The 12,280-nt window shown below is 68.4% G+C and carries 11 protein-coding genes; 6 read left to right on the top strand and 5 right to left on the bottom strand.

Annotated features, from left to right (window positions below; genetic code table 11):
• Positions 1-105 precede the first annotated feature (105 nt).
• From ACLJQ7_RS16120 to ACLJQ7_RS16100, 5 genes are read left to right on the top strand one after another with little or no spacing between them, the layout of a single operon-like run.
• Positions 106-519: an SgcJ/EcaC family oxidoreductase gene (locus tag ACLJQ7_RS16120; protein WP_410649011.1), complete on the top strand. Its 414-nt coding sequence runs from the start codon at positions 106-108 to the stop codon at positions 517-519.
• The gene (locus ACLJQ7_RS16115) at positions 516-872 is read left to right on the top strand and encodes a hypothetical protein (protein ID WP_410649010.1); all 357 of its coding nucleotides are present in this window, start codon (positions 516-518) and stop codon (positions 870-872) included. The genes ACLJQ7_RS16120 and ACLJQ7_RS16115 overlap by 4 nt, the downstream gene beginning before the upstream one ends.
• A gap of 29 nt (positions 873-901) precedes the next feature.
• Positions 902-1,702: a siderophore-interacting protein gene (locus ACLJQ7_RS16110; protein WP_410649009.1), complete on the top strand. Its 801-nt coding sequence runs from the start codon at positions 902-904 to the stop codon at positions 1,700-1,702.
• Between the two features lie 10 nt (positions 1,703-1,712).
• Positions 1,713-2,948, top strand: coding sequence for a serine hydrolase domain-containing protein (locus ACLJQ7_RS16105; protein ID WP_410649008.1), 1,236 nt, complete (start codon positions 1,713-1,715; stop codon positions 2,946-2,948).
• Between the two features lie 10 nt (positions 2,949-2,958).
• Entirely contained in the window at positions 2,959-4,188 is a 1,230-nt protein-coding gene (locus ACLJQ7_RS16100; protein ID WP_410649007.1) for a styrene monooxygenase/indole monooxygenase family protein, read from the top strand.
• Here ACLJQ7_RS16100 and ACLJQ7_RS16095 read toward each other — a convergent pair.
• Positions 4,164-5,627, bottom strand: coding sequence for an alpha/beta hydrolase (locus ACLJQ7_RS16095; RefSeq protein WP_410649006.1), 1,464 nt, complete (start codon positions 5,625-5,627; stop codon positions 4,164-4,166). The two genes, ACLJQ7_RS16100 and ACLJQ7_RS16095, sit on opposite strands and share 25 nt — an antisense overlap.
• Positions 5,628-5,801: 174 nt before the next feature.
• Between ACLJQ7_RS16095 and ACLJQ7_RS16090 the strand changes: the two genes are divergently transcribed.
• A complete protein-coding gene (locus ACLJQ7_RS16090) occupies positions 5,802-7,292 on the top strand; it encodes an FAD-dependent monooxygenase (RefSeq protein WP_410649005.1) in 1,491 nt (496 codons plus the stop codon).
• Positions 7,293-7,355: 63 nt separating this feature from the next.
• Here the strand turns inward: ACLJQ7_RS16090 and ACLJQ7_RS16085 are convergent, their stop codons facing one another.
• Genes ACLJQ7_RS16085 through ACLJQ7_RS16070 form a run of 4 tightly spaced genes read right to left on the bottom strand, consistent with a single transcriptional unit; the run spans position 7,356 to position 12,105 of the window.
• Positions 7,356-8,345, bottom strand: coding sequence for a TIGR03842 family LLM class F420-dependent oxidoreductase (locus ACLJQ7_RS16085; RefSeq protein WP_410649210.1), 990 nt, complete (start codon positions 8,343-8,345; stop codon positions 7,356-7,358).
• Between the two features lie 10 nt (positions 8,346-8,355).
• Positions 8,356-9,741 carry a dihydropyrimidinase gene (gene hydA, locus ACLJQ7_RS16080; RefSeq protein ID WP_410649004.1) on the bottom strand — a complete coding sequence of 462 codons (1,386 nt, stop codon included), beginning with the start codon at positions 9,739-9,741 and terminating at the stop codon, positions 8,356-8,358.
• Entirely contained in the window at positions 9,741-10,583 is an 843-nt protein-coding gene (locus ACLJQ7_RS16075; RefSeq protein WP_034316377.1) for a nitrilase-related carbon-nitrogen hydrolase, read from the bottom strand. The genes hydA and ACLJQ7_RS16075 overlap by 1 nt, the downstream gene beginning before the upstream one ends.
• A complete protein-coding gene (locus ACLJQ7_RS16070; protein WP_410649003.1) occupies positions 10,534-12,105 on the bottom strand; it encodes an NCS1 family nucleobase:cation symporter-1 in 1,572 nt (523 codons plus the stop codon). Before ACLJQ7_RS16070 ends, ACLJQ7_RS16075 begins: the two co-directional genes overlap by 50 nt.
• Positions 12,106-12,280 lie beyond the last annotated feature (175 nt).

The following is a 12,280-nucleotide window of genomic DNA, read 5'->3' as shown; positions in this document are numbered from 1 at the left end:
CCCTCCTGATCCGGGGTTCGAGGGAAACTCTACTTGACGCGAACGCCGTTCGTCTGTAGAACGGTGTTCGTCAAACGAACACTGTTCGTCCAACTGGAGGAAGTCATGACCGAACGACAGACCGAAGTCCTGGCCGTGCTAGGCGAGTTGGCCGACGCGTGGAACGACGGTGACGCGACCGCGTACGCGTCGCTCTTCACCGAAGACGCCGACTACGTGACCTTTTTCGGGATGAACATGCCCGGCCGGGCGTTGATCGAGAGCGCGCACCGGTCCTTGTTCGAGGGACCGCTCAGGGGATCGAAACTGGTGAAGGGCGGCGGCGAGCCGAAGGTCCGGTTCCTCCGGCCGGACGTCGCGATCGTCGTGTCCGGCGGCGGATCGTCGCTGTCGGACGACAAGCCGGAGCCGGGCCGAGAATCGACGCTGACGTACGTCCTCGTGGAGGAGTCCGATGGCTGGCGCGTCGCGTCGTTCCAAAACACCCGGGTGAGCGATCCGGCCGCGAGGGCTTCGTGAAGCTCCTGGTCGAGGTGTCCGGTGTGGTCCCGGCTTCGGCCGCCGAGGTCTTCACCCGGCTCGCGGAGACGTTGCGGGCGCAGCCGTACAACCCCGGCTTCGAGCTGGATGCCGAGCGTCGTTTCCTCGCCCAGCAGGGTGGCTGGTGGTATCGCGGCGAGTACACCGTCGAGGAGGATCCGGCCGGTGCCCGGGTGACCCACCGGGTGTACAACGTCGCCACCTGGAGCCGTTGGGCGGTTCCGTTGGCGAACCGGTTCTTCGCCGGATTCGCCGAACGGGTCGGCGAGGACTTTGATCGGATGATGGGAGACCTCGCCCGGCCCGGCGGCGAGAGGCGTACGCTCGGTTAGGTTCACCTAACCCAGGAAAGGAAGTGTGCATGGCCGAGGCGCGGAGAGCGGTGTCGGCGACCCGCCTGCGGGTGCTGCGCACCGAGCGGATCACCCCGCACATGGTCCGGATCGTCGCCGGGGGCGAAGAGATCGCCTCGTTCCGGCCCAACGACTTCACCGACGCCTACGTCAAGGTGCATTTCCGGGTGCCCGGCGTCACCTATCCCGAACCGTTCGACCTCGCCCGCGTTCGCGAAGAGCTGCCACGCGAGCAGTGGCCGCGGATGCGCTCGTACACCGTCCGCGCCTTCGACCCGAACCTCGGCGAGCTGGTGCTCGACTTCGTCCACCACGGTGACGAGGGCGTCGCCGGGCCGTGGGCCGCCGCCGCGAAACCGGGCGACGAACTCCTCATTTCCGGACCCGGCGGGGCGTACGCGCCGGGCGAGGAGGCCGACTGGCATCTGCTCGCGGGGGACGAGAGCGCCCTGCCCGCGATCGCCGCTTCGCTCGAGGCGATGCCGGCCGGGGTGCCTGTGCACGCGTTCATCCTGGTGGAGGACGCCGCCGAAGAGCAGTCTCTGACCACCAAGGGCGACGCGCGGATCACCTGGCTGCACCGGAGCCGGGGTGACGATCTCGCGGCCGCCGTTCGCGCGCTCGACTGGCATGAGGGTGTCGTGCAGGCGTTCGTCCACGGTGAGGCCGGGTTCGTCCGGGACCTGCGGCGTCATCTGCTCGACGACCGGGGCATGCGGCGCGACCTGCTGTCGATCTCCGGATACTGGCGGATCGGGAAGACCGACGAGGCGTGGCGACTGGAGAAACAGGCCGAGCGGAACGCGTAGCCTCGGTCGCATGATCGAGCTGAAGGTGGACGTCGACCCGGCCGAAGTGGGTTTCGACGGGGAGCGGCTGCGCCGGATCGACGAGCACTTCGACCGATACCTGGAGCGAAAGCGGCTCCCCGGGTATCTGGCCGTGGTGACCAGGAACGGGAAGGTCGCGCATCTCGCGTCGAACGGGCAGCGCGACATCGAGGCGGGGCTGCCGGTCGAGACCGACACGATCTGGCGCGTCTACTCGATGACCAAGCCGGTCACGTCCGTCGCCGCGATGATGCTCGTCGAAGACGGCCTCATCGACCTCAAGGACCCGATCTCCCGCTGGTTGCCGGAGTTCGCGGAACCGCGGGTCTTCGCCGGTGGCTCGTCGGTGAAGCAGGCGACCGTGCCCGCCACCGAACCGATCCGCCTCTGGCATCTGCTCACCCACACCGCTGGGCTCACCTACGGTTTCCACCGCACGCATCCGGTCGACGCGGCCTACCGCGAGGCGGGGTTCGACTTCGGCACCGCGCCGGGGCTCGATCTGGCGGGGGTGTCCGAGGCGATCGCGCGGCTGCCGTTGCTGTTCCAGCCGGGTTCGGAATGGAACTATTCGGTCGCGACGGACATCCTCGGCAGGCTGATCGAGGTCGTCTCCGGCCAGTCGCTCGACGTCTTCTTCGCCGAGCGGATCTTCACCCCGCTCGGCATGCACGAGACGGGATTCCAGGCCGCCGAAAGCGATCTCGACCGGCTGGCCGCGCTCTACGTGCCGCATCCCGCCACCAAGGAGCCGTTCCGGCACGACGAGCTGGGCGCCGTCGGCCGCGTGAAGCCCTCGTGCTTCTCGGGCGGCGGAGGGCTGGTCTCCACGGCGGGTGACTTCCACCGTTTCACCCAGATGCTGGTGCGCGGCGGCGAACTCGACGGCGTCCGACTGCTCGGCCCGCGCACGGTGCGGCTCATGGCGACCAACCACCTGCCCGGCGGCGTGGACCTGGAGACGTGCGGGCGGACGGGGTTCTCGGAGGCACCGTACGACGGTTTCGGCTTCGGCCTGGGCTTTTCCGTGCTCGACGACCCGGTGAAGGCCAAGACCCTTGCCAGCGCCGGGGAATTCGCCTGGGGTGGCGCGGCGAGCACCGCGTTCTGGATCGATCCGGACGAGGACATCACGGTCCTGTTCTTCACCCAGTTGCTGCCGTCGTCGACCTATCCGATCCGCGTCGAATTGAGGAACCTGGTGTATCAAGCCTTGCTCGACTGAGGGGGAGCCCATGCGCCGGATCGTGGTGGTCGGAGCCGGTCAAGCCGGACTGGTCCTGGCCTTGGGCCTGCAGCGGCACGGATACGCCGTCACGGTGGTCACCGACCGCGACGCCGAAACGATGCGGGACGGCAAGCTCATCTCGAACCAGTGCGTGTTCCATCCCGCGCTGACCCGGGAACGCGCGCTGGGCATCAACTTCTGGGACGGACAGGCCCCGGAGATCCTCGGCGCGTCGTTCGGGCTCGCCGGGGACTCCCCGGAGCCCGCCGTCTCGTGGCAGGCCCGGTTCGACCATCCCGCGCAGTCGGTCGATCAGCGGGTCAAGGTGTCCGCCTGGCTGACCGCCTTCGCCGAACGCGGCGGCGAGGTGCGGATCGGCAAGGTGACGCCGGACGGGCTGGAGGAGTACGCCCGCGAATTCGAACTCGTGCTGGTCGCGGCCGGACGGGGACCGCAGTTCGACGCCCTCTTCTGCCGTGACGACGCCCGTTCCCCGCACCGCGAGCCGCAGCGCACCATCGGGATCCTGTACCTGGACTCGGGCAGGGAAGAGCCGCTTCCGGTGTATCCGGGCCTGACGTTCGGGCTGTCCCCGGCCGGTGAGTTGTTCGGGCTGCCGATCCAGTCCGTGCGCGGACCCGTCTTCGGTCTCGGGTTCTTCGGCGTGCCCGGCGGCCCCATGGACGTCTGGGACGGCGTCACCGATGTCGACGAGCATTTCGCGCTCGCGATGACGTTGCTGCGCAGGCAGTTCCCGTGGGTCGAGGAGTCGCTCGCCGACGCCCTCCCCAGCGGGCCGCTGGACGTCCTTCGCGGCCGGGTCCTGCCGATCGTCCGCGACCCGGTCGGGACACTGCCGTCAGGGGCGAAGGTCCTGGCGATGGGTGACGCCGCGGTGACGAACGACCCGATCGCCGGACAGGGCGCGAACATGGCGGCGCACGCGGCCGCGGTCTACGAACGGCGCATCCTCGACCACGACGACCGTCCGTTCGACGAAGCGTTCCTGCGCGGAACTTTCGCCGCATACTGGGAAAAGGCACAGCACGCGACCCGGCTGAGCAACGATCTGCTCGCTCCGCCGCCGGATCACGTGCTGGCCACCCTGGAAGCCGCGCGGACGGCGCCCGAGGTGGCACGCCGGTTCGCGAACATCTTCTCCGACCCCGTCGACTACGCCGGTTGGCTCACCGACGAGGACACCGCCAGGGCCTACCTGGCGTCGAACGGCGCGTGATCCGGGGCGCACACGGTGCCGCGCGCCGGAAGGCGTCCGTACGACAGATAGGCGTCGAGAGCCGCGTCGACACAGGCGCTGCGGTTCGCGGCGCCGTGCCCCCAGGCGTCCAGCGTCAGGAGCCGCGCGTTGCCGAGGATGCGTTCGGTCCGTTTCGCCCCGGCGTACGGCGTTTCCGGGTCGCCCTTGCCGTTGGCCAGCAACAGGATCGGCGCGGTCGGCCGGTTCCACGGTCCCGTGTACCGCGCCGGATCGGAGGCAGGCCAGAAGGCGCACGGCAGGGAGAGATACGCGTCGTACGAACCGAAACCGCGGCTTTCCCGGTCGGCCGCGCGGGCCGCGCGAGGCCAGGCGGCCGGGTCACGCGGGTTCGTCGTGTCCGCGCAGATCGTCCCGCCGCCACCCATCGCGGAGTCGAAGGGCGTCGTGATGGCTTTCGCCGCAACGGGTTTCGTCACGGACTGAAGGAATTCCGCCAGCGCGGGAGAACGGGCCTCGTCGGTCAGTGCGTTGTGAGTACGCCGGATGACCTCCTGATAGGTGACCGGTCCCGGTGTGGCTTCGAGCCGGTCGAGGAGTGTGTCGTACTTGGCCCGCAGGTCCTTCCCCGGCTCGCGGAACGCGCACCGGGTGTCGGCCGCGCACGCGTCGAGGAACGCCTGGAGCGCGCGGTCCGCGTCCCGGAAGCCGCCGAGCCTGGTGCTGAACGGGACGTTCGCGTCCTCCGGACGGTGGCCGGTGGACCAGGCGATCGGATCGTTGACGGCGTCCAGTGCCAAGGCACCGACGCGATGCGGGAACAGGTTGGCGTACACCTCGCCGAGGTAGGTGCCGTAGGAAAGCCCGTAGTAGCGCAGGCGGGGCTCGCCGACGGCGTCGCGCAGCCTGTCGAGATCCCTGGCGACGTTCGCGGTCGACAGGTGTCCGAGCAGCGGCCCGGCGTTGCGGCCGCAGGAAGCGGTGACTTCGCGGACGTCGGCGAAATGCCGGGTCTCCTGCTCGGCGGTGATCGGGAAGTTCCCCAGGATTCGTTTGAGCGGCTCGGTTTCCGCGTCGCCGGTGAAGCAGCGGACCGGCGTGCTGGCGCCGATACCGCGCGGGTCGAAGCCGACGATGTCGAACTGCCGGTGCAGAGCCGGGGTCTGGAACTTGCTGAAGCGCCCGGGGTTCCCGGGGCCGCCGGGGTTGGTGAAGAGGGTGCCGCGTTTGTGCTTCTGGTCCGTCGCCGGCAGACGGCCGAGCGCGATCGTGATCCGAGGTCCGCCCGGGTCCTGATAGGACAACGGGACCTCGATCTCGGCGCAGTCGTGACCCGGCGGCGATCCGGACGGACAGGGACCCCAGGCGAGACCCTTCGGCGCGGCGGAGACCGCGGGCGCGAGAGTGACGGCGGCGAGTGCGGTGAGAGTGAACACAGTGGCTATGCGGATTCTGGTCACCGCTCCAGCGTCGCGCCTCGCGGGCGCGCGATCCCTGGTGCTCGTACCCGGAAAAATGGTGGGGTACGCCCCTCCATGTTCAACATATAGCGCACCGGGGGCCTTGCGGCAAGACCCCCGTGATGCCGCAGAATCCTCGGTCGTAGCGAGAACAGGCCGAACAGGAGTGAAGATTTGACGGACGTCGACGTGATCATCGTGGGTGCCGGCCCGACCGGTCTGATGCTGGCCGCCGAACTGCGGCTGGCCGGTGCGCGCCCGCTGGTCCTGGAACGGCGGCCGGAACAGGGGACGACTCCGAAGGCCCACGGGCTCAGCGGGCAGATCCTGGACCTGCTGCGGTATCGCGGCCTGCTGGAGCGGGTACGGGGGCTCGTCACCGACCCCGTCCCGCCGCATCGGTTCCCGTTCGGTGGGGTGCACGTCGACCTCACCCGGTTCGAGGAGCCGCCGCTGAAGGCGCTGTCGGTACGGCAGCAGTCGTTGGAGCGGCTGCTGGAGGTGCACGCCATCGAGCTCGGCGCTGAGGTGCGTCGCGGGCACGAAGTCGTCGGGCTGCGCCAGGACGACGAGTCGGTGACCGCCGAGGTGCGCGGCCCGGACGGCGCGTACGAGGTCACCGCCCCGTACCTGGCGGGCTGCGACGGCGGACGCAGCCCGGTTCGGGCGATGGCCGGGATCGGTTTCCCCGGCACCACCTATCCCGAGGTCAACCGGATCGGGCAGGTCAAGATCCCCGACGGGCTGACCGTCCACGACAACGGCGACATCGAGACGCCGGAACTGGGCCGGATCAAGGCGGGTTTCACCCGTACCGACGCGGGTGTGTTCGCGCTCGGCTCGCTGACTCCGGGGATCCTGTTCATCCAGACCACCGAGGACGACCCCGGCGAGATCGACGACGACGTGCCGATGACCCTGACCGAACTCGGGGACAGCATCCGGCGGGTGCTCGGCGGGGACGTCCCGCTGGGCGACCCGGTCCGGCTCTCGCGCTACCAGTTCTCCGCCCGCCAGGCGGAGCGCTACCGCGAAGGCCGGATCCTGCTGGCGGGCGACGCGGCCCACCTGCTGCCGTCCACCGGCACGGCGATCAACGTCGGCATGTCCGACTCGGTCAACCTCGCGTGGAAGCTGGCCGCGGAGATCCAAGGCCGGGCTCCGGAAGGACTGTTGGACACCTATCACGCCGAACGGCACGCCGCCGGGGCGCGTGCGCTCCTGCAGTCCCAGGCGCAGGTCGCGTTGCGGCGCGGGCACGACGCGGCGGCTGAAGCGCTCCGCGCGGTCTTCCAGGAACTGCTGGACGACGAGCAGGCAGCGCGACGGCTGGCCTCCCACGTCGCCGGGACCGACACGCGTTACCCGATGCCGGGCTCCGGGCACGCGCTCGCCGGCACGTTCGTCCCGGATCTCGCGTTGGAGACCGACGAGGGCGCGACTAGCGTCGCCGAGCTGCTGCGTCCGGCGCGGCCGGTCCTGCTGGACCTCGCCGGGCGACCGGAACTCCGCGAACTCGCACAGGGGCTGGTGGACGTCCACACCGCGAAGGCCGAGAACCGGCCCGCCGACGTCCTCCTGATCCGCCCGGACGGCTACGTCGCCTGGGCAGGTGACGACGTCGGCGGCCTGCGCGAGTCCCTCGCCACCTGGTTCACCGGCTGACCTCCCCCAGCATTTCGTCCTCCGAATGCGGTAGAACGCATTCAGAGGACGAAATGCGGGGAGTCAGCGGTTGATGACCTCCGAGCCGTAGCGCTTCAGGGTTTCTTCGCGCTGGTCGTGCATCAGGTATAGCGAGAACTGGTCGACACCGAGCGAAGCCAGCTCCTCCAGGCGTTCCACATGCGCCGAAGACGGCCCGAGGAGGCAGAACCGGTCCACGATCTCGTCCGGGACGAAGTCGGTCGAGGGATTCCCCGCCCGCCCGTGGTGCGAGTAGTCGTAGCCCTGCCGCTCGCGGATGTAATCGGTCAGTTCATGCGGTACCGGCCCGGAATCGCCGTACCGTGCCACGAGATCCGCGACGTGGTTGCCGACCATCCCGCCGAACCAGCGCAACTGTTCCCGCTGATGCGCCAGATCGTCGCCGACGTACGCCGGGGCCGCGAGGCAGATCGTGATCCCCGCCGGATCCCGCCCGGCCGCGCGGGCGGCCTCACGGACCGAACCGATGGTCCACCGGGTGATCGCGGGATCGGCGCACTGGAGGATGAAGCCGTCGGCGTGCTCGCCGACCGTCTTCAGCGCCTTCGGCCCGTATCCCGCCATCCACATTTCGAGTCGGCCGTTGCGGATCCAGGGGATCTGGACCGGCTTGTCCCGCAACAGGACTTCGCGTCCTTCGGCGAGTTCCTTGACCACGTGCATGCAGTCACGCACGGTGGCCAAAGTGGACGGTGGCAGGCCGACCACCCGGTGCGCCGAGTCACCTCGGCCGATGCCGCAGACCGTCCGGTTGCCGTACATGTCGTTGAGCGTGGCGAAGGTCGACGCCATCACCGACCAGTCCCGGGTGGCCGGGCTGGTCACCATCGGGCCCACGATCATCGACGACGTCGCCGCGAGGATCTGCGAGTAGATGACGAACGGTTCCTGCCACAGCACGCACGAATCGAACGTCCAGCCGTAGCGGAAACCCTGGTCCTCGGCGGCCTTCATCAGCCGCACGAGGTCGCGGGCGGGCGGGTCGGTCTGGAGAACTATCCCGAAATCCACGGCCACCGCCTCAGTTCAGGTACTGGTTCAGGTCGCGCGAGAGGAATTTCCCGTGCGTCGTACTGCCCGAGAAGCCGGACGGCGACACGACCACGCGCCCGCGCGAGAGCACCGTCTCGACCTTGCCGGTGATCTCCATGCCCTCGTAGGCCGAGTAGTCCACGTTCATGTGGTGTGTCTCGACCGACAAGGTCTGTTTCGCCGCCGGGTCGTAGACGACGATGTCCGCGTCCGAACCCGCCGCGATGACGCCCTTGCGCGGGTACAGCCCGAACATCCGCGCCGGGGTGGTCGAGCAGGTCTCGACCCAGCGGCCGAGGGTGAGTTCGCCCGCCAAGACCCCTTGGTGCAGCAGGTCCATCCGGTGCTCGACGCCGGGGATCCCGTTGGGGATCGCGCGGAAGTCGCCGCGGCCGAGTTCCTTCTGGTCCTTGAAACAGAACGGACAGTGATCCGTGGAGACCACCGAGAGATCGTTGGTGCGCAGCCCTCGCCACAGATCCGCCTGATGCGATTTCTCGCGCAACGGGGGAGAGGCGACGTACTTCGAGCCCTCGAAATCCGGTTTCGCCAAGTCCTCGATGGACAGATAGAGATACTGGGGACACGTCTCCGCGAAGACGTTCTGCCCATCGTTACGCGCTTCCGCGACCGCGGCCAGCGCCTGAGATGCCGAAAGATGCACGATGTACAGCGGCGCCCCGGTCACCTTGGCCAGCTGGATCGCCCGCGAGGTCGCCTCGCCCTCCAGCTCCGGTGGCCTGGTGAGCCCATGCTGCACCGGGTCGATCTTCCCGGCCGCGAACGCCTGCGCGGCCAGCTGGTCGATCGCGATGCCGTTCTCCGCGTGCATCATGATCGTCGCGCCGATCTCGCGCGCCTTCTGCATGGCCAGCAGGATCTCGCCGTCCGTGGAGTAGAACACCCCCGGATACGCCATGAACATCTTGAAACTGCCGACCCCGCCGTCGACACAGGCCTGCATCTCCTTCAGCGACGAATCGTTGACGTCGGAGACGATCATGTGGAAGCCGTAGTCGATGGCGCAGTCGCCGTCGGCCTTCTCGTGCCATTTGTCCATAGTGGACAACAGCGACGTTCCCTTGGCCTGGACGGCGAAGTCGATGATCGTGGTCGTCCCGCCCCACGCCGCCGCCGTCGTCCCGGTGCCGAAGGTGTCGACGGAATGCGTGCCGCCGAACGGCATCTCCATATGCGTGTGCGCGTCGATCCCGCCGGGCAGCACGTACTTCCCGGTGGCGTCGATGATCGAGTCGGCGGGCCCGAGCGTGCCGGGCGCGCCGACGGCCGAGATCGTCTCGCCGTCGACGAGGACGTCCGCCGCCGAAGCGCCCATCGTGGACAGCACCTGCCCGCCGCTGATGAGGGTGGTCATCACGCCTCCGCGAGGGGTCCGTAGCTGTCGGGACGGCGGTCTCGGTAGAAGGCCCAAAGATCCCGGACTTCGGCGAGTTTCGCCATGTCGAGGTCCCGGACGACGATCTCCTCCTCGGTGTCGGAAGCGGCCTCGCCGACGAGCTGGCCGCGCGGATCCGCGAAATACGACTGGCCGTAGAAGTCGTTGTCGCCCAAGGGTTCCACGCCGACACGGTTGATCGTGCCGACGTAGTACTCGTTCGCGACGGCGGCCGCGGGCTGCTCCAGCCGCCACAGGTACTCCGAAAGGCCCCGGCTGGTCGCCGACGGGTTGAACACGATCTTCGCGCCCGCCAGGCCCAGCGCGCGCCAGCCCTCCGGGAAGTGCCGCTCGTAACAGATGTAGACGCCGATGCGGCCGACGGCGGTGTCGAACACCGGGTAGCCCATGTTCCCTGGCCGGAAGTAGAACTTCTCCCAGAAGCCCTTGACCTGCGGGATGTGGTTCTTGCGGTGCTTGCCGAGGTAGGTGCCGTCGGCGTCGATCACCGCGGCGGTGTTGTAGTACACGCCGGGCTGCTCGACCTCGTACATCGGGACGACCAGCACGACGCCGTGGCGTTCGGCGACCTCCTGCATGAGCTTCGTCGTCGGCCCGTCGGGGATGCCTTCGGTGTAGGAGTAGTAGTCGGTGTCCTGCACCTGGCAGAAGTACGGGCCGTAGAACAACTCCTGCAGGCAGACCACCTGCGCGCCCTGCGAGGCGGCCTTGCCGATGGCTTCGACCGCGTTCGCGATCATGGACTCCTTGTCACCCGTCCACCGCTGCTGGATCAATCCGGCTCGGACCACGTCGCTCACTTGCATCCTCCTCGATCTCGGTGGTGCGGTTGCGTTCGGGCAGGGACAGCAGCAGGTAGACGACGAAAGCGCCCGCCAGGCCGACGACCCAGTTGTAGTCGTAGAGCGGTTTCAGCAGCGGAATCAGCCCGTCGGCGGGGAACGGCCCGCCGTACGCGCCGCCGACCGCGAGGACGGCGCCGACCAGCGTCGCGACCAGCGCCCGCCAGTTCCAGCCGCCGGTGAACCAGTAGATGCCGCGTTCGGTGTAGAGATCCCGCAGGTTGAGGCGCGTGCGGTTGATCACCCAGTAGCCGGCGACGAGCACCCCGGCGATCGCGCCGAGCAGGCCGCCGTAGAAACCGAGCCACGCGAAGATGTAGATGTTCGGGTCGGAGTAGAGCCGCCACGGCTGGATGAGGATGCCGATGATGCCGGTGATCAGCCCCCCGACGGCGAAGGTGATCTTCTTCGGGAACGCGTTGGAGAAGTCGTAGGACGGGCTGACCACGTTCGCCGCCAGGTTCGCCGACACCGTCGCCAGCACCAGCGCGATCAGCGCGACCACCACGACGACCGGGGAGTCGAACCGGTCGGCCAGTTTCGCCGGGTCCCAGATCTGCTCGCCGTAGAGGACGCTGCCGCCCGAGGTGGTCAGGATGGCCACGATCGCGATGAACGTCATCGTGGTCGGCAGGCCGAGGATCTGACCGCGGACCTGCTTGCCCTGGCTGCCGCCGAAGCGGGTGAAGTCCGGCATGTTCAGCGAAAGCGTCGACCAGAACGCGATCATCGCCATCAGCGCCGGGGCGAACACCTTCCAGAAGTCCGGCCCCCAGCCGAGTTTCCCTGGCTCGGCCAGGATCGGGCCGAGCCCGCCCGCCTTGACCAGCACGTAACCCAGCAGGATCAGGAAGCCGACCGACACCAGCGGCGCCGTCCAGTTCTCGAATTTCCGGACCGCCTCCATACCGCGCCAGATGATGAGCATCTGGATCACCCAGAAGACCCCGAACGACAGCCACAGCGTCCAGTGCTGGCCCAGGACGACGGTGGAGTTCTTCCAGCCGGAGCCCGCCAGCCGTCCGACGATGATGTAGATCGCCTCGCCGCCGACCCAGGTCTGGATGCCGAACCAGCCGCACGCGATGAACGCCCGCAGCAACGCCGCCAGATTCGCGCCGCGCATGCCGAAGAAGGCGCGGGCGAACACCGGGAAGGGGATGCCGTACTTCGTCCCGGCGTGGCTGTTGAGCAGCATGGGGATCAGCACGATCAGGTTGCCGATGGTGATCGTGAGCAGCGCCTGTACCCAGTTCATCCCGAGCGCGATCAGCGACGCCGCGAGCGCGTAGGACGGGATGTTGTGCGCCATGCCCATCCACAGCGCGAAGTAGGTGTAGGTGGTCCAGGTCCGCTTTTCGACCGGGACCGGGGCGAGTTCTTCGTTGTAGAAGCGGCTGTCCTTCAAGGACTCGACCTCGCCGAGTTCCACCCGGCCATCAGGATGCACGTGCTGTCTACCGCGTGCCGTCGGCTCCATTGCGGAATCGTGCTCGCCCGCGCCGCGCGGGTGGGACTGGCAGACTGTTCACTGTTGATGGCGTCGGAGCGCAGACTGTCGATTGCGCTCGAGGGCTCCTGGTGCATGACCTGCGTCACATACCCGGGCGTGACAATCCGGCAAACCGGCCGAAACATCTCCACAGGATCTCCAC

It is taken from the genome of Amycolatopsis sp. cmx-4-54 (assembly GCF_046548895.1).
Classification (GTDB): Bacteria; Actinomycetota; Actinomycetes; order Mycobacteriales; family Pseudonocardiaceae; genus Amycolatopsis.
The sequence above is the reverse complement of the archived record's forward strand: the minus strand, read 5'-3'. Positions and strand labels throughout refer to the sequence as shown.

Excerpts from the sequence above, each read along its gene's own strand:
- hydA (WP_410649004.1), bottom strand. The coding sequence starts at position 9,741 with ATGACCACCCTCATCAGCGGCGGGCAGGTGCTGTCCACGATGGGCGCT.
- ACLJQ7_RS16120 (WP_410649011.1), top strand. The coding sequence starts at position 106 with ATGACCGAACGACAGACCGAAGTCCTGGCCGTGCTAGGCGAGTTGGCC.
- ACLJQ7_RS16100 (WP_410649007.1), top strand. The coding sequence starts at position 2,959 with ATGCGCCGGATCGTGGTGGTCGGAGCCGGTCAAGCCGGACTGGTCCTG.
- ACLJQ7_RS16105 (WP_410649008.1), top strand. The coding sequence starts at position 1,713 with ATGATCGAGCTGAAGGTGGACGTCGACCCGGCCGAAGTGGGTTTCGAC.
- ACLJQ7_RS16110 (WP_410649009.1), top strand. The coding sequence starts at position 902 with ATGGCCGAGGCGCGGAGAGCGGTGTCGGCGACCCGCCTGCGGGTGCTG.
- ACLJQ7_RS16070 (WP_410649003.1), bottom strand. The coding sequence starts at position 12,105 with ATGGAGCCGACGGCACGCGGTAGACAGCACGTGCATCCTGATGGCCGG.